We start from the raw sequence: 21,853 nt of genomic DNA on the forward strand, positions 1-21,853 counted from the left end.
AATGAATATTTACTATAATATACAACATTTACAAATACTGGTGTAGTGCTTAATATAAAATTACTTGAAGATTATCTGATTTTTCTATGGAGAGAAAGGGGAAGCAATATCATGTAATAAACTTGATAATGCAAATGGGTGATATGAAACAATTATTTAATGATAGCTGGAAATTTTCAAAACAAGAATTATTTACAGAACCGGAGAGTTTGGATAATGATACTAGTATGTGGCAGGAGGTTGACCTTCCTCATGATTGGCTGATTTATAATACGGAAGATTTATACGAAACCGGTGAAGGCTGGTATAAGAAGACATTTTATATAGAAAATACACAGGTTACGAAAGAGAATCAGATACACAAGCAGTACTATAGCATCTATTTTGAAGGTGTCTATATGGATTCCACAGTCTATGTAAACAATGCGGCAGTGGGAGAATGGAAATATGGCTACGCATCGTTTGAATTTGATATAACTAAGTATTTAAAACCCGGAGAAAATGAAATCAAGGTAAGAGTGGTGTATCAGAATCTGAATACAAGGTGGTACTCCGGTGCGGGGATTTATAGGAATGTATGGTTAAAAACCACTGAAGAGGCTCATTTTATAACGGATGGAATTTATATTGCTGCAAGCCCGTTGGGTGATAACTTTTTAGTAGAGATAGAAGCTGAAATCATTGATGAAGCGGGCAGCAGCAAGGGTACGTTGTGTAATAGGGTTTATAACAGAGAAGGACAAGAGGTTGCAGTTGCTTTTTCTAAGATACAACTCCTAAAAGACAAGAATGTATATAAACAGGAGATAACCCTACATAATCCGGTACTTTGGAATTTGTCAGACCCATACCTGTATGAGCTTAAAACAGAGCTATTGATAGAGGACAGAATTGTGGATACGATTTGTCAGAAGTTTGGACTGCGTACCTTAAAGTTTGACAGTAATGAAGGTTTCTTCCTAAATAATAACCATATAAAGTTATATGGCGTATGTGAACATCATGACCTGGGAGCGCTTGGTGCAGCATTTAATAAAGCGGCACTGGCTCGTAAATTCACTATTTTAAAAGAAATGGGAGTGAATGCTCTTAGAACCTCTCACAATATGCCGGCAGTGGAATTCATGGAACTGGCAGATGAAATGGGATTGTTAGTCGTATCCGAGGCATTTGACATGTGGGAACGTCCTAAGACAGAGTATGATTATGCAAGGTTTTTTAAGGAGTGGTGTGAAAAGGATGTGGCGAGTTGGGTTAGAAGAGACCGGAATCACCCAAGCCTTATCATGTGGAGCATCGGAAATGAAATCTATGATACTCATGCAGATGAGAGAGGACTTCAAATCACAAAAATGCTTCGGGATATGGTTTATAGTCATGACCCAAAAAACAATGGCTATGTAACAATTGGTTCTAACTACATGAGCAGTGAAAATGCCCAGAAATGTGCTGAGGAGCTGCCGGTTGCAGGCTATAACTATGCAGAACATTTATATGAAGAACATCATAAAAAATATCCTCATTGGGTTATTTATGGAAGTGAAACCGCATCTACCATTCAAAGCAGGGGAATTTACCATTTTCCTGCAAGTAAAGTAGTGGTTACCCATGAGGATGAGCAGTGCTCTTCCCTTGGAAATTGTTCCACAAGCTGGGGAGCCCCCACTTCACAAAAGAATATTATTGATGACAGGGATACTGTCTTTAGTTTAGGACAGTTTATCTGGACCGGATTTGATTATATCGGAGAACCGACCCCTTACTTTACAAAGAATTCTTACTTTGGCCAGGTGGATACAGCGGGTTTTAAAAAAGACGCCTTCTATATCTACCAGGCTGAATGGACGGATTATAAAGTAGCTCCAATGGTACATATTCTGCCTTATTGGGATTTTAACAAAGGACAGTTAATTGATATCCGAATTTACTCCAATGCACCTAAAGTCGAACTTCTTTTTAATGAAAAATCACTGGGAGAGTTTGTAATAGATCATAAAAAAGGGAGACAGCTAAGCGGAGAGTGGCAAATACCTTATGAAAAAGGAACCATAAAGGCAGTTGCCTACGATGAGAATGGCTGTATTATTGCAACGGATAGCAGAAGTTCCTTTGGAGATGCCAAAAAGCTGGTGCTAACAGCAGATAAGGATACCCTGGCAGCAGACGGGCGTGATATGATATTCGTAGAAATATCCACAGAAGACGAAGACGGTAATCCGGTAGCGAACGCTAACAACCGGGTAGAGGTATCTGTAACCGGAGCAGGGCGTTTAGTAGGGCTTGATAACGGTGACAGCACGGATTATGATTCCTATAAGGGTACCAGCAAAAGACTATTTTCCGGTAAACTATTGGTAATGATTGCTGCAAAGCAGGAAGCGGGTAATATTACACTATCCGTTAGTTCTAAGGGACTTAAGACGGAAGAAATCACATTGCATGCTAAAACCTGCGATTTGGTTCCGGGCATATCAGCAAAGATGGAGAATACACCGTCTGTAAGAATGTCTGAAATACCGATACGAAAAATAGAGCTTACCAATCAAGGAAGCAATCGATTGAATAAGGAGAATTCAACGGCTGTAGTAAGTGCCAGGGTTTATCCGGACAATGCTACCTACGAAGCGTTAGAGTGGAAAGCCGTAACATTAAATGGAATTGTAACAAACAATGCAGTATTACAGGAAAAGGATAAAGAGGTTGTTATTACAGCAATAGGCGATGGTGATTTCAGGCTGCGTTGTACTGCAAAAAATGGAGGGAAGAACCCTCAGGTACTATCAGAACTGGAATTTAGCATATCGGGACTGGGGGCAGCTTCCATTAATCCGTATCAGTTTGTATCCGGTGGTTTGTATAACTCCGGTAACAGGGAATTTCACAGCGGACTTTTAGGTGGAGTTGCAACAGAAGCAGGTGAGAATAGAATCAGCTTTAAGGGATTGGATTTTGGCAGCTATGGTTCGGATGAACTGACCATACCTATTTATTTTTTAAGTAATGAACCGGCACCTCTAAAGATATGGGAAGGTATTCCGGGAGAAGAAGGAGCGCAGCTTTTACTGGATACGGTTTATCACAAGAACTATATCTGGAACACCTATCAGGAAGAAACCTTTAAGCTGTCAAAACGGTTGACGGAGATTACCACCCTTACCATCTGTGTGAAGAATAAATTGGATATTAAGGGCTTTTCCTTTACCCATTATGAAAAAGCTTATGAGAGGTTATCCGTGAAGGCGTATACCACCCTTTATGGTGATACATATACTGAAGAATCCGATACCATTGAAAAAATCGGGAATAACGTATCCATTGAATTTAATGAGATGGATTTTGGAGAGGAAGGCTTAAATGGGCTGATTTTATGCGGACGATCAAGAAATGACAAGAATACCGTACAGATTCAATTTACTAGCGAAGAAGGGCAGGATAGGCAAAGTATTGAGATTCCTTATTCAGAAGATTATAGAGAGTATGAATTTAATATAAAACCGGTTACGGGATTACAGAAAGTAAGTTTTATGTTTCTGCCGGGAAGTAATTTTGACTTTAAGTGGTTTCAGTTTCAGAAAGGGGAAAAATGAGCCGTTATGGGAATAGCAAAGGATTTTATATTTGGAACAGCAACCTCTTCTTTTCAGATAGAAGGAGGGTCTAAGGAGGATGGAAGAAGCCCCAGTATCTGGGATGATTTCTGTCAGATACCGGGAAGAGTCCTAAACGGTCATACAGGAGAGACAGCTTGTGACCATTATCACAGGTATAAAGAAGATATTGCAAGAATGCATGAGCTGGGAGCCGACAGTTATCGTTTTTCTATAAGTTGGTCTAGAATATTTCCACAACAAGGTATCTATAATCCGAAAGGAATGGAATTTTATAAAGGTATCTTAAATGAATTGAAACGCTATCACATGACGGCTATGGTTACTTTGTACCACTGGGATTTACCAAGTTGGGCTCAGCGTAGGGGAGGATGGCTAAACAGAGAGTCGGTCAATTGGTTTTTAGAATACTGTAAAAAATGCTTCGAGGAACTAGATAATGATGTAGAATTCTGGATAACCCATAATGAGCCTTTCTGCGCTTCTTTCGTCAGTTATTTTGAAGGAAGGCATGCTCCGGGACACAAACATCTGGAGGAGGCAGTAAAGGCAGCCCATCATATATTATTGTCCCATGGCAGAGCAGTACAATTATACAGAAAGTGCAGCGGTAAAAAGCAGATAGGAATTGCGCTTAATATGACACCGGCCTATCCTGCAACAGACTCCTTTGCAGACCAATTAGCGGCAAATAACCGGAATGGTTATATCTGCCGTTGGTTTTTAGACGCAGTCTTTAAAGGAAGGTATCCTAAGGATATGGTCAATCTGTATGCTGGTCAGTGCAAAATTGATTTTTCCTTTATAGAGGATGGAGATTTAGGGCAGATAGCTGAGCCATGTGACTTTTTAGGAATTAATTATTATTTCATAGATTTGATAGAATATGATTTAACCAATATATTATTAAGCAGAAAAGCGTATTATTCTACTTATAAACAAACTGATATGGGGTGGGATATCGGAGTGGAGGAGTTCATCCAGTTAATTACCTGGATACGAAAGGAGTATACGACACTGCCTGTTTATATTACAGAGAATGGTTCAGCATGGGATGATACAGTGGATCATGGAGAGATTCACGATATAGACCGAGCAGAATATCTGATAAAACATTTGGAAGCCGTTGAACAGATGAATGACCTGGGTTTACTTGTAAAAGGATATTATTATTGGTCCTTTTTAGATAATTTTGAATGGGCATGGGGATATTCAAAGCGATTTGGTCTGGTATATGTAAACTATGAGACGCAGGAGAGAAAGAATAAAGACAGCTTTTATACATATCAAAAATACATAAGCCAGGCAAAACAAAGTAAGGGAAATTTTAACCAGGAACGAGAGTAGACTTACATAAAGAATCAAGCATGAAAGGGGGGGCGGATGTACAAAAGACGGGTGTGCTAAAACGAATTGTTCATGAGGTTCTAAGCCAGTACAAGTAAGGTTTTGGCATGAGTAAAAACACAAGAAAGGAGGGTTAGCGAGGGGGTTTTCTGTTTCATATTAAGTTAAGTAGACGATTGCGATAAAGACGGATAAAGTGTTCCGCGATTACCTAATAAAGCTTACGTTTGAAAGGAGAAGGGGTATATGTTACATAAAAAGAGAATTAAAAAGGCAGTATCTACAATAATGGCTTTCGTATTGCTGCTACTGGTTTTACAAGCAGGAAGTATTCAGAAAGTAGGGGCAGTGGATACCGGAAATGATGACTGGCTGCACAGTGTAAATAATAAAATATATGATAAATACGGCAATGAGGTGTGGCTAACTGGTGCTAACTGGTTTGGCTTTAATTGTACGGAAAATGTATTCCATGGAGCATGGTACGATGTAAAAGAAATACTGACTGAAATTGCAAACCGGGGTATAGGATTATTAAGAATTCCCATCTCCACCGAGCTGTTGTACAGTTGGATGGTGGGCACACCGAACAAGGTGTCTAGTGTAACAGCTGCGAATAACCCGCCCTATCATGTTTGCAATCCGGATTTTGTAGACCCTGCTACCGGAAAAGTAAAAAATAGTATGGAGATCTTTGATTTAATTATAGGCTATTGTAAAGAACTTGGCATCAAAGTTATGATAGATATCCATAGTCCGGATTCCAATAATTCCGGACACAATTATCCGCTCTGGTACGGACTGAATACAGCCACAGCAGGAGAAATTACCACACGTAAATGGATCGATACGCAGGTATGGCTTGCGGATAAGTATAAAAATGATGATACCATTCTTGCTTTTGATTTAAAAAATGAACCCCATGGAACAAGAGGTTATGCAGCAGAGGAACCAGATAACTTTGCTAAGTGGGACAATACAACAGATGAAAATAACTGGAGGTATGCGGCAGAAACCTGCGCCAGAGAAATTCTTTCTGTGAATCCGAATCTGCTGATTGTTATTGAAGGAATTGAACAGTATCCAAAGACTGAATTAGGCTATACCTATCAGACGCCGGATATCTGGGGAGCCAGTAAAGAGCAGTCTCCTTATAACGGAGGCTGGTGGGGTGGTAATCTGCGAGGCGTAAAAGATTATCCCGTAGACCTTGGAACACTGAATTGTCAGATAGTATATTCACCTCATGATTATGGTCCTTCTGTATACAACCAGAGCTGGTTTGATAAAGACTTTACAACCCAGACCTTGTTAGATGATTACTGGTATGATTCCTGGGCATATATAGATGATCAGGGAATCGCGCCGTTACTAATCGGTGAATGGGGCGGACATATGGACGGCGGTAAAAATGAAAAATGGATGACCTTACTTAGGGATTACATTGTAGATAAGAGACTTCACCATACCTTCTGGTGTATTAATCCGAACTCCGGGGATACCGGTGGTCTGTTAGGGCATGACTGGAAGACCTGGGATGAAGCAAAGTACCAATTGTTAAAACCGGCTCTGTGGCAGACAGACGATGGTAAATTCATTGGTCTTGACCATGAAATTCCGTTAGGGAAAAATGGGATTTCCCTGGGGGAATACTATCAGAATTAATAGTTCTAAATCATATTTATATTAATTAAATGATGAAGCACCATGATTTTCCTTATGCACTGTTCTCAAGACACAGGACAGGAAAGTCATGGTGTTTTTACTGTCATTCCCTTGAGTTCATCAAATTAGTACAGAGAAAAATCGTTGCCATTAGTATGTGTCAGTCCATTTTTTCATTCAAGTATGCAAACCATGACATTCCTCACTGGCGGAATAGAGCACCATCCTTTATACTTTTAAATAGTGTAAAGCTCCTTTAAATCTGAAATAGTATACGTGGCTTTTATATCTTCTTTTTCTGGCTGTCCCTTTTGATTAAACCAGCAGGTGTCAATACCAGCAAGAATTCCGCCTTTGATATCGGTACTTAAGGAATCACCGATTATAAGAGTATCCTTATAGTTAAAAGTAGGGATATGTTCAAATACAAAATCAAAAAAGCCCTCGAATGGTTTTTGATAGCCGATGCTTTCGGAGGTAAAGATATTCTCGAATAAATCATGTAGTCCGGCAAGCTGTAACCGTTTCATCTGTGTAACAGTGACTCCGTTTGTTACAACAAATAGACGGTGGTCTTTAGAAAGGATCTTACAGACCTCTAGAGCTCCTTCAATCAACTGGTGTCCGTTACCAAGGTGTTGGCGGTATTGGGATTCCCATGCGCTGCCATCTACAGTGACTCCAAGTTCATTCAATGTTCTGGAAAATCTGGTATTTAGCACTTCTGTTAAAGGAATTCTTCCATTCTCATAATCCGTCCACAGTTGTTTATTTATATTGTGATACAATTGCAAGATGTCCTTGTTTAATGCAATACCGTTACTGTGAAAGAGTTTATCCAGGGAATCTGCTTCATTGGCCGCAAAATCCAGCAGTGTATCGTCTAAGTCAAAGAGTAGTATCTTGTATTTCATAAAATATTAAGTCCTTTCTGTATGAATTGTCATTGCACCGTCAATCTTTTAATAGTAATGCAATACAATTCAGTTTAATAATTCCTGCTATTATAACATAGATTTTATTCTTTTTCTATGGAGTTTCTTATTACGTCATCACAATCATCTAAGGATAGGTTGCTTAATAAACTGTAGTTTTCCCATATTTAGGGTTGCATTTTAATGCCCCGGAAGATAAAATTATAGTAAAATTCACAGACTGGAGGACATTAAATGGCTTCAAAGGAACTTTCGATTTTTAGTAAGTACACCATAGATTGGTTTACACAATCCCTTGGAGAACCCACAGCGGTACAAAAAGATGCCTGGCCGGCTATTGCAAAAGGTGGTGATACGTTGGTATCTGCACCTACCGGAACCGGCAAAACACTGTCCTCTTTCCTGGTATTTATTGATCGACTAATGGCTATGTCCAGAGAAGGAAACCTAAAGCAAGAGCTTCAATTAATCTATGTATCTCCTCTAAAGGCTTTGGCGGGTGATATCAGAGAGAATTTAAGACGTCCCTTGGATGGGATACTCTGTGAGCAACAGAAATCCAAACCACATAATACGGAAGTGAAAGGTCTTGACATTGCCATTCGAACCGGTGATACCACCCAGAAGGAACGCCGGCAGATGATAAAAACACCTCCTCATATTTTAATTACTACGCCGGAATCCTTGTATCTTTTGTTAACCAGCAAGTCAGGGCAGACTATATTACAGACGGCAAAATATATAATAATAGATGAATTACATGCCTTAATAGATTCTAAGCGGGGTGCCCATCTTATGTTATCCATTGCAAGACTTGATAAGTTGTGTGAGAAACCCCTGCAAAGAATCGGTTTATCAGCAACCATAGAGCCTCTAAGTCAGGCTGCACAGTATTTATCGCCGGAGAATGTAACTATTGTTGCACCTAAGATGGAAAAAGAGATTCAGTTTCTTATAACGAGTTCTATGGCAGAGGAAAAAAAACTTAGAAAAGACCCGGTATGGCAGGAGATAGCGGAGACTATTTTTTCTTTTTGCAAAGACAGTAAAAGTGTAATAGCCTTTGTGGAGGGGCGGGCCTATGCAGAGAAACTGGCCTATTATGTGAATCAGTTGGGTGGGGAAGGCTTTGCAAGAACCCACCATGGAAGTCTTTCCAAGGAACACAGGTTTGAAGTAGAGCAAGCTCTTCGGGAAGGGAAGCTTCGTCTGTTGTGCGCAACATCATCTATGGAACTTGGAATTGATGTTGGTGATATTGATCAGGTATTCCAGATTGGGTGCCCCAGGACAATTTCTAGTACCATGCAGCGGTTAGGACGTGCCGGACACAATCCGGGACGAGTAAGTATCATGCATATGTTCCCAAGGGCAGCAGCAGAAGGCTTGTACTGTGGCATGACAGCTGAAGTGGCAAGAAACGGCGGCGTAGAGTATTCCCGCCCGCCAAAGCTTTGTCTTGATGTATTGGCACAGCATCTGGTATCCATGGCGGTAACAAAAAGTTATAGTGTCGATGAGGTTGTGAAACTGCTGTCAAGAGCGTACCCTTTTTTAGAGGTGTCAAAAGAAGATATTCATGAGGTGTTGTGTATGCTCTCTGGTGATTTTGAACATGAACAGGATATCCCGGTGCGTCCAAGACTACTGTATGACAGAATCCGTGAATTAGTGGAGGGAGACAATTACAGTAGAATGCTGGCAGTTTCTACCGGCGGTACCATACCGGATAAGGGACTGTATACAGTCAGGACGGATACAGGTGTTAAGCTCGGAGAACTGGACGAAGAATTTGTTTTTGAAACCAGAGTAGGAGACCGTTTTTTATTAGGTACCTTTGCCTGGAGGATAGCCTCCATACAAAAAGACACTGTATTTGTTACCCCAACGGCAACAGCCGGTGCGAGACTTCCTTTCTGGAAGGGAGAAATTAAGGGTAGAAGTATACAGACAGGGATTTCATTTGGAAAGATTTTGCGCAGGCTTGAAGAAGCAGAAATGCTCGGAAGACTTGAAAAGGAACTCATGGGGCTGGGACTTGATAAGACAGTAGCCAATGGGGCAGGAGAATATATTAAGAGACAATTAGGTGCGACCCAGGGTCTGCCAAGTGACGAGACGATTATCATTGAGCATTTTCGAGATGAGACAGGTGCGCAAATGATGGTACATTCTGTGTTTGGACGCCAGATAAATAGCCCTCTTGCCATATTGGCAGCAGAAACCGCCAAAGAAGAAGTCAACATGAATATAAATTATGTTGAAGATGATGATGGCTTCTTATTACTGCCTTACAGTGAAGGCAGCATTCCGGAAGGACTTTTATACAGAATATGTCCGGAGACGGCAAAGGCAGTCTTAGCAGCTCTTTTGCCGGCAACGCCTTTATTTAATATGAACTTTCGATACAATTCTGCCAGAGCGTTAATGATGGGGGTGAGTAAGGCAAAACGTAATCCACTTTGGGTTCAGCGTTTACGAAGTGCTGAAATGTTGGATTCATTGGTAAAAATAGAACGTCATCCTCTGATCAGAGAAACAAAAAGAGAGTGTTTGGAGGATTATTGGGATTTACCGGGACTAATGCAGGTACTGCATGAAATTCAGGCTGGCACCATCCGTGTCCGTGAGATGTATGTGGAAACACCTTCCCCTATGTCCATGAAATTACGGCAGCAGACAGAAGCCTCTATGATGTATGATTATGCTCCCACACCAATGGGAATCCAGGCAGCGGCAGCAGAAGCCTTAAAGGAAGCTAAGCAGGTGGTACCGGACTTAGAGCATCTGACGAAAGTCTCGGAAAGAACAAAGCTTCCTCAGGATGCAAGACAGCTCCATTCTCTTCTTATGGCAGAAGGAGATTTAATGGCAGGTGAATTACAGGTGCCTATAGAATGGCTTGAGGAACTGGCAGTTCAGGAGAAAGTGCTGTATATAGAACCGGGATTGTGGATTGCGGCGGAACAAAAAGGCAGATATGAAAATGCGTTAATAGAAGGAGAGCAAAAGGCAAGGGAATATATTGTGCGTCAGGCATTAAGATACCGCGGCGCATTTACTAGTAAGGAGATAGCAGATCGTTATCTTTTTACAGAAACAGATACAATGGAGATACTTCATTCACTTTGTGTACAGAAGTTAGTGATTGAGCGGGAAGGCATTTACTATCACGGAGAATTGTATAACAGAGCGGCTAAGGAAACCATTCAGAGCAGAAGGCAGGTTAAGACCTTACCGGCAGAAAACTATGCCGCATTTCTTGCAGGCAATATAAAACAGGCGGCTCCTCCTTCTGAGCAGTTAAGAGAAGGTCTTCTTAAACTATGCGGAAAGTCATATCCAGCAGCACTTTGGGAAAGTGTCATACTGCCGTCAAGAGTGCAGGGGTACCGTCCGGAACTATTAGATACCCTTCTCTCACAAGGACTGCTATTTTGGAAATTAGCAGAAGACGGAGGTGTTAGTTTTCATATGTATGAAGATATGGACTGGGAGGCAGAGGTTTCTTCTGTTACCAGCTCCCTTAGTGAAGAGGAGAGTACCCTGTATGAAGGCTTATTAAAAAGAGGTGCCAGCTTTATGCAGAGGCTTGCACCTTTAATCGGAGGTGCTTCCCCCTATGACAGCCTTCTTACTCTTGCACAAAAAGGTCTGGTATTTGCAGACAGCTTTCTACCTGTTCGTCAATGGCAGCTGAGAGATAAGCTGGAAAAGACCACAACAAGACAAAGGGCTGCGGCACGCAGCAAGGCAATGACTACCGGCAGATGGGAGGTTTTAAGGCCTTTACAGCAGTTGACCATAGAACAGCAGCTAGAGCGGGCGTTTGACCGATCAGCTCTGCTTTGCCGGGAAACGGCAGGAGGGATTAACTGGAGTGAAGCCCTTTCAGTGCTTCGTGTGTGGGAATATACGGGGCGTGTACGCAGAGGCTATTTTATTGAGGGACTTTCAGGAATTCAGTTTATTCGTGACAAGGATTATGAAGGAGTCTTTAAGCATCTTAATCAGCCGGCTAATCAGATTCTTTGGCTCCCGGCGATTGACCCTTTTCAGCCTTATGGCAAGATAATACCCCACAAACCGGACAGAGCCTTCATAAATGTTGCAGGAACAATCGTTGCCTTGCAAGCCGGTATGCCAATCGCAGTTATGGAAAGGCAGGGAAAGGTATTGCGTATATTTGAAGAAGCTTTTATAAGTGAGGTACTGAAAGAATTTGCCAAAGATTTTGAAAGACGCAGGTTATTTCCGGGACAAAACCGTATCATTGTAAAACAGTATCCATTGGAAGCCAAAAGAGCACTTTCAGAAGCAGGATTTATAAAGGAAATAACCGAGTATACTTTATATCGAAAATAAATGAATTAAGCATTTGGGACTTAATTTAACTTACTTATATATATAGTAACGGTAGTTCTTAATTAAGACTTACAATCTGTAATATTTTATTAAAAAATATTAAAAAAAGTCAATAAAAAGTGTCACAGCCTGACCTTCTATTTCGTTTATAATATGGAAGATGATTAAAGTAAAAAAATTGATTCATTCTTCCGGGGGCCTCCATACGGAGGGGAGTGTAATTAATATAGAATTATGGAAGAAGGCATAGTATTATCAGATTTTCTGGCTGCAAAGGCAGTGATGATTTATTGTATGATACAATGTGCGATATACCGATGTACGTGATTCAAGGCAGAAGTACTGTTATAATAATGATATCTACTTTTCAGCATTCTATGGGGAGCGGCTGTTTTAATGGACATTCTAAGGGCAGGAAAGTCCAAGTAGTTTAAGTTATAAGTACGACTGACCCTTTAGAGGTATAAAACCATATATTTAAAAGTCATTAAATCTGAGAAAATACGAAGAGGGAAAATCGCGAGAATTTAAGAAACCCATTGAAGGACTGGTTAACTTCAATGGGTTTCTTATGTTGTTTGATTAATAGGTGGTTTCACCGCTTTTTAAGCTCACGGTTTCGGAACTGCTTTTACTTTGGGCAGTAACTGTTACAGAAACCCTGTACTTATACCCTTTTGATACAGCTTTAGTTTCATAAAGGGAAGCATAGTCAGAATAGTCCGTTACGTTAAAGGTCTGTAAACTATACCAGTAACCGTTTTTATATTGTTGTAAGCTGGCGGAAATGTTAATCTGTGTAACACTGCTATAACCGATTACACTGCTTTCTATATGGGCGGTTCCGTTTGAATCAATGGTTAAGTTACAATTTGCTTTGGCTATGTAGGTTAACATAGGGCGTATAATTGATTCTGAAGGTGGAAGAAGAACCATAGAAGCATTGGCAGTAACAGGCGATAAAGTACTTAATAGCAGACAGATGCCAAGTCCTCCGATTAATAATTTTGATTTCATTTTAATACCTCCTATTTATTATTGTAACCTTCTGAAATAATTTGTTCAGAAAGTTCAAGAAGCATATGGATATTCAGATCAGATACCAGAGAAAAGAAATATTCATCCTGACTCCAATACACCTGAGAAAGTTCTTTGTTAGTAAAATAATGTAGTTCAATGCCCTTAATGCTCTTTGTTTGAAGCAGCAAGGTATCTTCAGTATCTAAAATCATCTGATTATTGGTTATATAACTTTGCTCAAAGAAAAGTTTGTTTTCTCCGTTTGTATAAACAGCAGAGAAGGAACTGTTTGTTTGAGTTGACTGCACTTTGGTATAGCCGTTGGGCAGTTGAGGAATTGAATAGATTAAATCAAAGTCCTGTCCTGTGTTTTCTGTTATAAAGGTTACAGAGGTAAAATCTGAATAGATTTTATACAGCATGCAAAAGAAGTGATTGCGTAATGCTTCAACACTCATAATTGTAGTAAAAGCCATAGAAAGCACGATAATTAAGAGTATAGCTATTTTTCTTAGCATTTTCATAAATACAAGATAATTCACGCTATTTTTGCGAATGAGCTTCCTCATCTTTCTATCAAATGACTTGGAAAACTTGTGATTTAGCACCCTGTCATCTGGGAGCTTATTCAGTCTTATTACTTCTGCGTCTGGAACAAAACGTCTTAAAAAATCATCAGAAATATCAATAGTATTCATCAAAATGAATCCCCCCCTCTTCTAAAATTTTTTTCAACTTGGCTTTTGCCCTTGCAATGCGCTGTCTGACATTATCCACTTTGATAGATAAGATAGCCGCAATTTCAACATCTGAATACCCATGACTGAACTTTAGTGTCAATACCGATGCATAATTAAAAGGTAACATTGCTATTGCAGCTGCAACCGGATTACCGTCAGAGAATTCAGTGGTTGCGGCAGCTTCTTCCCCAAGATACTCTTCCATATCATAAAACGATATGCTGTTCTCCCGCTTTCTCTTACGATACATATCAATAGCAATATTTTCGGTAATTATTACAACAAAGCTCTTCGTCCGACCGGATTTAACTTCCTCTATCTTATCTATATGGTTAATGATTCTAAGGAATGCCTGATGTACTGCATCTTCAGCAAGGTAAGTGTCCTTCAATATATTATTTGCGGTATAAAACATGGTCTGTCTGTAAGTATTGTAGAGCTGTTCAAATTTTGACTGCTCCTCGTCACTGTCAATCATTGCCAAGTAGATAAACAAATTACTTCTCCCCTTATTGCTGTTCAATTGTGTTGCTATTTTAGATAATTAAAGTATAGCATAATCAAATAAATATTTCCATATTTTACATGTAAAAAGATTACTTATTTTTCTAATAGAGTCACAATTGTGTGAATCGCAAGTAACTTACTGGTATTCAGTTCTTCCTGTGATAGTTTTCGTTGAATATAATAATGACAAACCTGCTCAACTAAGCCATAACTAATTCTTATTTTTTCAAGTAAATTACGCCTAGAAAATCCAGCGGTTAGCAATAACTCATAAAATATCATTAGTACAGTATTTTCAAAATCGTTAAATAGGATTAATATGTCTTCTTCAAGTAGGGACAGAGCCAAAAACTCATTATGCGCCTCAACATGCATGGTGTGTGATGCAATAGATATGTCTATAAACTGTTCGATTCTAGTGGGCAGATTGCTTTTAGTGATAGGGGCAGATAGTAGGGGCTGAAACTGCTCCGACAGTATAGAAATATAAAACTTAATTACTTCTAAGAGAATGTCCTTTTTATCTTGAAAATAGTTGTATACAATGCCTGTAGAAACACCAGCTTCTTGTGCAATTTCAGCAGTATTAGTTTTATAGTAGCCTTTATCACAAAAAAGTTTATAACTTGCCATTATTATACTTTGCTTTTTCTCTATTGACCGCTTTTGTTTTGGTTCCCTAATTTCTTGTTTAGCCATTTTTTTCTCCAATCTTAGGTGTATAGATATATTATATAACAAAGATTTTGTGAACTCAATAGAATCTGAAATATATTTCATATTCTATTGACGATACCAACGAAGTGTGATATGCTTTAACCTGAAATATATTTCAGGTTAAAGCAACAAACAGATGTGGCGGCATATAACGAGAGCAATTAACGAAAAAGGAGTATTTACTAATATGAAACAGTCAAATAAGAATCTTACAATCAGGCACTATAAGTTTTATCTTATATTTATGCTTATTGCTTGTGGTGGAGCATTCATCTGGCAATTTGGCCTTCCGGAATTAGGTGGGCAATTTACAAGTTGGGGAAATAATATTGGTTGGCAGCGTGAAATAGCTTTATGGAACGTTGGCATTATTGGTGCAATTATAGCAGCATTTATGAAAGATAACATCGAATATATGAAGATACTGACAATTCAATCAACGATTCTCTGTTGGGTACTGGGCATAAATCATCTTATTTCATTACTACAAGATTTTTCACTAACCTATATGATTCACGTTATGGGGATTTTTGAGATTTTGCTCTTAGGTGGTATTTGGGGAGCACTTTTACTCTACAAATCAAAAAGGCAGGCAAAAGGGTAACTTTTAAGTTATGACGAAAATAATAGTATCAGAAAGATGATTATACGAATACAGATTCATGGGGTGGCATCAAGCTGTATGATATGATACAATGTTCTTGGGAATTATCCTCTTGACCGCCAAAAAGGAGGATTTTCTCTGACGGGATATCATAGAGAAGCAGGAATTAAAACCAGGAAAGGAAATAATTATGTTTACGAAAAATGACCTGATTCATGCAATTAAAAATATGGGTATTTGCCATACGGATACCTTACTTATACATTCATCTATGAAAGCGATTGGTGAGGTAGAGGGTGGAGCAGATACGGTGCTTGATGCTTTTATGGAATATTTGTCTGAGGGGCTTTTACTTTTGCCTACCCACACGTGGGCCAATATGAGCGAAACATATAACAGATTTGATTCAGATAAGGAGCCATCTTGTGTAGGCTTATTGTCCAACTTATTTATGAAACGACCAGGTGTTGTACGTTCACTGCATCCTACCCACAGTATGGCAGCCTATGGAAAAGACAGCAAGGAATACATAAAAGGTGAAGAAGCAGTAACGACTCCATGTGCTGAGGGAGGCTGCTATGACCGTCTGCGGGCGAGAAATGGAAAGATTCTTCTGCTGGGAGTAACTCATGCAAGAAATACTTTTATGCATAGTGTGGAGGAGGTGCTTCGGGTACCTGAACGATTTACTGAACATCCAGTCAGGTTTGAAATTGTGATGCCGGACGGAAGTATAAAGGAGAGTCAGGTGTATCGTCATTTCAACAAGATGAGTGCACATATTTCAGAGAATTATGACAAACTGGCAGAGGCATTCTATGACTGTAATGCTGCAAAAAAAGTTACTTTTGGTAATGCGGATTGTATTCTATGTGATGCTAATGGAATCTTTGAAGTGATGAAAAAGGTATTAGCGCATGAAATCAATTGTCTTATAGAGAGGGAAGTAATACCTAAAATATGGTGGAGTGAAAAAAATTAGCGGTATACCTAAAGATATCTGCTATAAAATTTAAACAATTATTACATATGTTTTAATTCAATCATTGCCGTTGCCAAACGCTTTAAACAGCGTTTACTTCGGCATATTTTATTTTAAAAATAAATGTATATTTAAAAGTGTTACATGAAATAGTTAAGTATTGAGCCAGTTATTAAGGGAAAAATTACAAAGAAGGGATTATAATGGATAAAATCGTAATAAAACCTTAAAGGATATTTAATTGTACTTTTCATATTCCAATGATAGAATACCTTAAAAAGAAAGGTGGTTGATAAAAATCATTGCGGCTAAAGGTCGCAGATGGGAGATTTGGTTGAAAGAAAATATAAAATATGAAAGGGATGCCACACAAGGATTCTTTCAACCTGTTTGTTTGTGGCAGCACTGCAAGCCGGCTTGCAGTATGCAATGGGTGTATTTATGAAAAAAATTTCGTTTATAATAAGTTTAGTATGCATTAGCAGTATATTTGGGGGGTGTAAAAAGGACACGGTTCAAAACCCTGCACCTACCGGACAGGTAACAGAAGCACCGTCACAGGCGGTGACTAAAGTACCGGATAATACAGAAAAGCAGGAGGAGCTTACCGGTATTATGGAGTATCTGCCCGAAGTAATTGACTCTGCAGAATTTATTTATGAAGGGGAAGGAAATGAATACGCCTCTTTTCATGCATATGTGGATTTTGCTGACAAGGAAAAAGGGCTTTACCAGGTAAGAACCAATAATGGAGGAACTGAAAAAGTTGATGTCTATCAGATAAAGGATGGAATGGTCTCCATAGTAGCCACCAGACAAGAAATCTACTACAGGGACAATCTTTTAAAAGAAGAAATAGCAAAGGAAAATCAGGAAATAGTGTTAATGGAGCCTCTTGTAAAGGGTACAGAATGGAAATTGCCGGATGGGAGAAAAAGGTATATCTCAGCGGTAGATGAAAAAGTTAAAACCTTGTCGGGTGAGGTTAGTGCAATAGAGGTTACAACAGAGGACAGTGGAAGTATAACAAAAGAATATTATGCCAAAGGGATGGGGTTGGTACAAAGAAACTATGTATCGGAAGGTTTTGATATTACATCTTCTTTAGCCGAAATAAAAAAAGAAGTTCCTATGACGCAAGATATAACCTTGTACTATATAGACATGGATGAAAGTATTAAAGAACAGACAAAAGAATTAAAATTTAACACCAACGATTCCACTGCATTAAAAATGCAGGAATTATTACAGCAAGAAGGAATTGAAGGCGCCAGAGCTTTAATTAGCAAAAATACAAAGATAAACGCACTATATCTTTCAGAGGACAATATAGTACATGTAGATTTTTCAAAAGAATTTGTATATGAAATGAATGCAGGAGCAGGATATGAATCTTTAATATTAAAAGCAGTTGCCAACACCTTGGGAAATTATTATGGTGCCGATGAGGTATTACTGACATTAGAACAAAAACCTTACGAATCCGGTCATGATGTATTTGAGGAAGGTCAGACCTTGCTTGTAGAAAAGAAATAAATAAAGTTCCACTCTTTTTCCTTTACCTGGGAAATAACTTGTGCTATACTACTAGAGCATTTGTGAAAGCAAGCATGAGCTTGGACTGGTTCGAGAACTTCCCAGGATAAAAAACTAAGGATTGAAAGCGTAGTGAAGATCTCACTACGCTTCTTTTCTTATATAGGTAATTGCGAAATTCTTTATATAAATAAGGAAGTGGTCGCAATCGCCTATTTTCTTATAAAAGAAAAGGAGATTGGAAATATGAATGCGAAAAGTAAAGTAATTATTGACTGTGACCCCGGCATTGATGACAGTCTGGCACTGATGTTAGCCATAACCTCAAAAGAAATGCATATTCTTGGAATTACTGTAGTATGTGGTAATGTACCTGTAGAAACAGGGGCAGAGAATGTGCTGAAAATCCTTAAGCTTATGGACAGACTGGACATTCCGGTATATATAGGAGAAGCTAAACCTATTGTACGGGAATACGTTAGTGCACAGGACACGCACGGAGTGGATGGACTTGGAGGGAGCAACTATCCGTCAGTAGAAATAAGTGAAAAAAATGACCCTCGTGGTGGGATAAAGAGGGAGGGAGCGGTAGAATTTATCGTTAAAGCATTAAAAGAATATCCGGATACATCTATTGTTGCGCTGGGGCCCCTGACTAATCTTGCAAGGGCAATAGAGCTTGATGAAGAAGTGTTTACCAATCTAAAGGAATGTGTGTCTATGGGAGGCAATTACAGAAGCTTTGGTAACTGCTCTCCGGTTGCAGAGTATAATTATTGGTGTGACCCTCACGCTGCCAAGACAGTATATAAGAATTTTTCAAAGATAGGTAAAAAAATACATATGGTAGGTCTGGATGTTACCAGAAAGATAGTGCTTACTCCCAATATTCTAGAGTATATGAAGCGTCTGAATCCAATACTTGGTGGTTTTGTGGAAGATATAACACGCTTTTATTTTGAGTTTCACTGGAAGCAAGAAAAAATTATCGGCTGTGTTATAAACGATCCCCTTGCAATAGCTTATTTTATCAATAAAAAGATTTGCTCCGGATTTTCTGCATATACAGATATTGAGACAATGGGTATCACCGCAGGTCAGTCTGTAGTGGATTCACAGGGTTTTTATGGATTTTCTCCAAACAGTATTATACTTACAGAAGTGGATTCCTTTGAATTTATGAAAATGTTCCTGATAGATGTCTTTTTAGGAGAAGAGGAGGAAGTGACATTCTATTTAAAAGAGATAGGAGGGCGGTTACTATGAAGAAGGCATCCTATCTGATGGTTATGGTGGCTTTTGCCTCAGTTATTAACATGCTTGGAGGACAACTTGCTCTTTTATTAAGATTACCTATATATTTGGATGCTATCGGAACTTTTTTCGCAGCATGCCTGCTTGGTCCGGTATGGGGAATGGTGTCCGGTATTATAAGCGGTCTTTTAACAGGTATAACCATGGATATATATTCTGTCTATTTTATACCGGTTCAGCTTTTAACAGGTCTGATGGCAGGGATATTGTACAAAACCCCTGTATTAAAATCTGTATTTATTCCTATTGGGATTTTTATGGTCACTTTACCCGGGACACTGGCAGCTTCCGTTATAAGTAGTTTATTATTTGGGGGTTATACCTCTTCCGGTTCTTCTATGTTGGTATTTTTGCTGCGAACAATTGGTTTTGGTGACATTGCAAGTATTTTTTTTGTGCAGTTTGTTACTGACTATATTGACCGTATTCTATCTCTTTTACTGGTTATTTCTATAATGGCTGCGCTGCCAAAGAACATTACAGAAAAAGTTAGGAGAGGTAGGACATACAATGGAAAGATATAATATAATTACCAGTAAAAAACCAAGAGAGATTGTTTTATTAAAGTCCTTTCCCTGTATATGGGGCAAGTGTACCTTTTGTGATTATACAGAAGATAATTCCATCAACAAGGAAGAGCTGTTACAGATAAATCATGAAATACTAACAAAGGTTACAGGAGAAACCGGAGTCTTGGAGATAATTAATTCAGGTAGCTGTTTTGAACTGCCGATTGAGACTCTGGAAGAAATACGTTGCATTATAATACAAAAACAGGTGAAGCAGTTACTATTTGAAAGTCATTGGGTATACCGTCACAAATTACAGGAGATGAGGGATTTCATGGGGATTCCTATCCTGTTTAAAATAGGGGTGGAGACCTTCCATAACGAGTTTCGTCAAAACTACCTAAAGAAAAATGCTGATTTTAAAACTCCGGAAGAGGTAAGAAACTACTTTGATTCACCTTGTCTGCTGGTTGGAATAAAAGGGCAGACAAAAGAAATGGTGGAGGAGGATATCCGTCATCTTAAAAGGTACTTTGACCACGGTACTATCAATGTATTCACCAACAATTCAACACCAGTGAAAAAAGATGAAGCTCTGATAGAATGGTTTATAAAAAAGTACAAATACCTAGAGCACGATTCAGCTATTGAAATATTGTATGAAAATACAGATTTTGGAGTAGGCACTTAATCGACAGGGAATATACAAAATAGACAAAAAACTATTTCTAAAACTAGGAAATAATAAAAAAAAGCAAATAACGTTGACAAGTAACAATATTTGTGTTAGCATAAATGTATAAAATTAAAGAAACAGTAAATGTTATATCATAAACGGATTGTTACTGGTCAAGCAGGCAAAACCAACCTTGTAGTTACATGGAATATCTATATCTATGCTACAGGATTGGTTTTTTTTTAACCGGATTTATACTTCTAAAGGAAAGCAAGCTGAAAGTATATGTCTGTAAGCTTTGGAGGAGATATATGGTCATTGATAAGATTATTAATAACAATATTGTAAGTTCTTATGATGATAAGGGCAGGGAAGTTGTTGTCATGGGACGTGGCCTTGGTTTCCAAAGTAAAGTAGGACAACAAATTACCAAAAGCCGTATTGAAAAGATTTTTCGAATGGAAAGCAGTGAAGAATCAGAGAAACTCCAGGCAGTACTTGCGGATATCCCCTTAGAGTATATACAGATTGTAGATGAGATTATTGCATTTGCACATACAGTCCTTACGAATAAGCTAAATAAAAGTATTTATATAACTTTAACGGACCATATTAATTATGCCATCGATAGACACCGGCAGGGCGTACATTTTTCCAATGCTTTGTTGTGGGAAATCAAGAAATTGTATCAGAAGGAGTTTTGTGTTGGCAAAAAAGCATTAGAAATTATTTGGCAAAGGCTTGCTATTGAGCTATCAGAGGATGAGGCCGCCTCTATAACTCTGCATATAGTCAATGCAGAGTTCGGTGTTGAAATGCCAAATACCATCGACATTACAAAATTAATACAGAATGTAATAAAGATAGTAACCTATCATTTCCAAACAGCACTCAATGAAGAATCCATTAATTATGATAGATTTATAACCCACTTAAAGTTCTTTTCCCAAAGAGTTATAACCAATTGTAACAACCACGGAGAAGATGAAGTCTTTCATAAGATGATAAAAAATCAATACCCGGAAGCATATGAATGCGCCAGGAAGATAAAGGCATATATTGAGAAAGAATATGGCATAGATTTACCGAATGAAGAGATGGTTTACCTCACCATTCATATAAAACGGATTACAATGGATCATCAGGATGAATAGTTGCAGATACGAATAATATCTATTAAAATCTCGTTAAGGGATGTGGGAGGATTAAAAATTAAATAGCAGGATTGTTACTGGTCAAGCAGGCAAAACCTAAGCGGATAAGACATATCTGTTCAGCAGATATTGTCTACGCTTAGGTTTTTTTATTTCCAAGATGTAAGTATCTTA

The 21,853-nt window shown here is 38.7% G+C and carries 16 protein-coding genes and 1 riboswitch; of the genes, 11 read left to right on the forward strand and 5 right to left on the reverse strand.

Annotated elements, in window-relative coordinates; all coding sequences use genetic code 11:
* The first annotated feature begins 143 nt into the window (after positions 1–143).
* The 3 genes from acsn021_RS08055 (at position 144) to acsn021_RS08065 (ending at position 6,620) form a co-directional block, all read left to right on the forward strand.
* A complete protein-coding gene (locus tag acsn021_RS08055) occupies positions 144–3,587 on the forward strand; it encodes a glycoside hydrolase family 2 TIM barrel-domain containing protein (RefSeq protein WP_243167941.1) in 3,444 nt (1,147 codons plus the stop codon).
* Positions 3,588–3,593: 6 nt separating this feature from the next.
* Positions 3,594–4,955: a GH1 family beta-glucosidase gene (locus tag acsn021_RS08060; RefSeq protein WP_184094347.1), complete on the forward strand. Its 1,362-nt coding sequence runs from the start codon at positions 3,594–3,596 to the stop codon at positions 4,953–4,955.
* Positions 4,956–5,201: 246 nt separating this feature from the next.
* Entirely contained in the window at positions 5,202–6,620 is a 1,419-nt protein-coding gene (locus acsn021_RS08065; RefSeq protein WP_184094349.1) for a glycoside hydrolase family 5 protein, read from the forward strand.
* Between the two features lie 236 nt (positions 6,621–6,856).
* Here the strand turns inward: acsn021_RS08065 and acsn021_RS08070 are convergent, their stop codons facing one another.
* Positions 6,857–7,534, reverse strand: a complete 678-nt coding sequence (locus tag acsn021_RS08070; protein ID WP_184094352.1) for a YjjG family noncanonical pyrimidine nucleotidase — start codon at positions 7,532–7,534, stop codon at positions 6,857–6,859.
* Between the two features lie 255 nt (positions 7,535–7,789).
* On the opposite strand from acsn021_RS08070, the gene acsn021_RS08075 reads away from it, so the two are divergent.
* Positions 7,790–11,920: a DEAD/DEAH box helicase gene (locus tag acsn021_RS08075; RefSeq protein ID WP_184094354.1), complete on the forward strand. Its 4,131-nt coding sequence runs from the start codon at positions 7,790–7,792 to the stop codon at positions 11,918–11,920.
* Positions 11,921–12,502: 582 nt separating this feature from the next.
* Here the strand turns inward: acsn021_RS08075 and acsn021_RS08080 are convergent.
* The 4 genes from acsn021_RS08080 to acsn021_RS08095 form a co-directional block, all read right to left on the reverse strand.
* The gene (locus acsn021_RS08080; protein ID WP_184094356.1) at positions 12,503–12,937 is read right to left on the reverse strand and encodes a hypothetical protein; all 435 of its coding nucleotides are present in this window, start codon (positions 12,935–12,937) and stop codon (positions 12,503–12,505) included.
* An 11-nt stretch (positions 12,938–12,948) separates the two neighbouring features.
* The gene (locus acsn021_RS08085) at positions 12,949–13,638 is read right to left on the reverse strand and encodes a DUF4367 domain-containing protein (protein WP_243167944.1); all 690 of its coding nucleotides are present in this window, start codon (positions 13,636–13,638) and stop codon (positions 12,949–12,951) included.
* The gene (locus tag acsn021_RS08090; RefSeq protein WP_184094360.1) at positions 13,625–14,176 is read right to left on the reverse strand and encodes an RNA polymerase sigma factor; all 552 of its coding nucleotides are present in this window, start codon (positions 14,174–14,176) and stop codon (positions 13,625–13,627) included. Before acsn021_RS08090 ends, acsn021_RS08085 begins: the two co-directional genes overlap by 14 nt.
* A 104-nt stretch (positions 14,177–14,280) precedes the next feature.
* Positions 14,281–14,886 carry a TetR/AcrR family transcriptional regulator gene (locus acsn021_RS08095; RefSeq protein WP_184094362.1) on the reverse strand — a complete coding sequence of 202 codons (606 nt, stop codon included), beginning with the start codon at positions 14,884–14,886 and terminating at the stop codon, positions 14,281–14,283.
* 205 nt (positions 14,887–15,091) lie between these two features.
* Between acsn021_RS08095 and acsn021_RS08100 the strand changes: the two genes are divergently transcribed.
* The 7 genes from acsn021_RS08100 (at position 15,092) to licT (ending at position 21,679) form a co-directional block, all read left to right on the forward strand.
* Complete coding sequence (locus acsn021_RS08100; protein ID WP_184094364.1) at positions 15,092–15,508, forward strand: hypothetical protein; 417 nt, start codon at positions 15,092–15,094, stop codon at positions 15,506–15,508.
* A gap of 190 nt (positions 15,509–15,698) precedes the next feature.
* Positions 15,699–16,490 (forward strand): AAC(3) family N-acetyltransferase, encoded by a 792-nt coding sequence (locus acsn021_RS08105; protein ID WP_184094366.1) that lies wholly within the window; start codon positions 15,699–15,701, stop codon positions 16,488–16,490.
* A 441-nt stretch (positions 16,491–16,931) separates the two neighbouring features.
* Positions 16,932–18,026 carry a GerMN domain-containing protein gene (locus tag acsn021_RS08110; RefSeq protein ID WP_184094368.1) on the forward strand — a complete coding sequence of 365 codons (1,095 nt, stop codon included), beginning with the start codon at positions 16,932–16,934 and terminating at the stop codon, positions 18,024–18,026.
* A gap of 79 nt (positions 18,027–18,105) precedes the next feature.
* Positions 18,106–18,150, forward strand: a riboswitch (PreQ1 riboswitch).
* Positions 18,151–18,272: 122 nt separating this feature from the next.
* On the forward strand, positions 18,273–19,292 hold the full coding sequence (locus acsn021_RS08115; protein WP_184094370.1) for a nucleoside hydrolase: 1,020 nt from the start codon (positions 18,273–18,275) through the stop codon (positions 19,290–19,292).
* Positions 19,289–19,864 carry an ECF transporter S component gene (locus tag acsn021_RS08120; protein ID WP_184094373.1) on the forward strand — a complete coding sequence of 192 codons (576 nt, stop codon included), beginning with the start codon at positions 19,289–19,291 and terminating at the stop codon, positions 19,862–19,864. The genes acsn021_RS08115 and acsn021_RS08120 overlap by 4 nt, the downstream gene beginning before the upstream one ends.
* The gene (locus acsn021_RS08125) at positions 19,851–20,540 is read left to right on the forward strand and encodes a radical SAM protein (protein WP_184094375.1); all 690 of its coding nucleotides are present in this window, start codon (positions 19,851–19,853) and stop codon (positions 20,538–20,540) included. The genes acsn021_RS08120 and acsn021_RS08125 overlap by 14 nt, the downstream gene beginning before the upstream one ends.
* 296 nt (positions 20,541–20,836) lie before the next feature.
* On the forward strand, positions 20,837–21,679 hold the full coding sequence (gene licT, locus acsn021_RS08130) for a BglG family transcription antiterminator LicT (protein ID WP_184094377.1): 843 nt from the start codon (positions 20,837–20,839) through the stop codon (positions 21,677–21,679).
* Positions 21,680–21,853 lie beyond the last annotated feature (174 nt).

Origin of the sequence: Anaerocolumna cellulosilytica (genome assembly GCF_014218335.1) — a bacterium.
GTDB lineage: Bacteria > Bacillota > Clostridia > Lachnospirales > Lachnospiraceae > Anaerocolumna > Anaerocolumna cellulosilytica.

What these genes read in the sequence shown, in the direction of transcription:
- acsn021_RS08055 (WP_243167941.1), top strand. Translation starts at nt 144, where the DNA reads ATGAAACAATTATTTAATGATAGCTGGAAATTTTCAAAACAAGAATTA.
- acsn021_RS08060 (WP_184094347.1), top strand. Translation starts at nt 3,594, where the DNA reads ATGGGAATAGCAAAGGATTTTATATTTGGAACAGCAACCTCTTCTTTT.
- acsn021_RS08065 (WP_184094349.1), top strand. Translation starts at nt 5,202, where the DNA reads ATGTTACATAAAAAGAGAATTAAAAAGGCAGTATCTACAATAATGGCT.
- acsn021_RS08070 (WP_184094352.1), bottom strand. Translation starts at nt 7,534, where the DNA reads ATGAAATACAAGATACTACTCTTTGACTTAGACGATACACTGCTGGAT.
- acsn021_RS08075 (WP_184094354.1), top strand. Translation starts at nt 7,790, where the DNA reads ATGGCTTCAAAGGAACTTTCGATTTTTAGTAAGTACACCATAGATTGG.
- acsn021_RS08080 (WP_184094356.1), bottom strand. Translation starts at nt 12,937, where the DNA reads ATGAAATCAAAATTATTAATCGGAGGACTTGGCATCTGTCTGCTATTA.
- acsn021_RS08085 (WP_243167944.1), bottom strand. Translation starts at nt 13,638, where the DNA reads ATGAATACTATTGATATTTCTGATGATTTTTTAAGACGTTTTGTTCCA.
- acsn021_RS08095 (WP_184094362.1), bottom strand. Translation starts at nt 14,886, where the DNA reads ATGGCTAAACAAGAAATTAGGGAACCAAAACAAAAGCGGTCAATAGAG.
- acsn021_RS08100 (WP_184094364.1), top strand. Translation starts at nt 15,092, where the DNA reads ATGAAACAGTCAAATAAGAATCTTACAATCAGGCACTATAAGTTTTAT.
- acsn021_RS08105 (WP_184094366.1), top strand. Translation starts at nt 15,699, where the DNA reads ATGTTTACGAAAAATGACCTGATTCATGCAATTAAAAATATGGGTATT.
- acsn021_RS08110 (WP_184094368.1), top strand. Translation starts at nt 16,932, where the DNA reads ATGAAAAAAATTTCGTTTATAATAAGTTTAGTATGCATTAGCAGTATA.
- acsn021_RS08115 (WP_184094370.1), top strand. Translation starts at nt 18,273, where the DNA reads ATGAATGCGAAAAGTAAAGTAATTATTGACTGTGACCCCGGCATTGAT.
- acsn021_RS08120 (WP_184094373.1), top strand. Translation starts at nt 19,289, where the DNA reads ATGAAGAAGGCATCCTATCTGATGGTTATGGTGGCTTTTGCCTCAGTT.
- acsn021_RS08125 (WP_184094375.1), top strand. Translation starts at nt 19,851, where the DNA reads ATGGAAAGATATAATATAATTACCAGTAAAAAACCAAGAGAGATTGTT.
- licT (WP_184094377.1), top strand. Translation starts at nt 20,837, where the DNA reads ATGGTCATTGATAAGATTATTAATAACAATATTGTAAGTTCTTATGAT.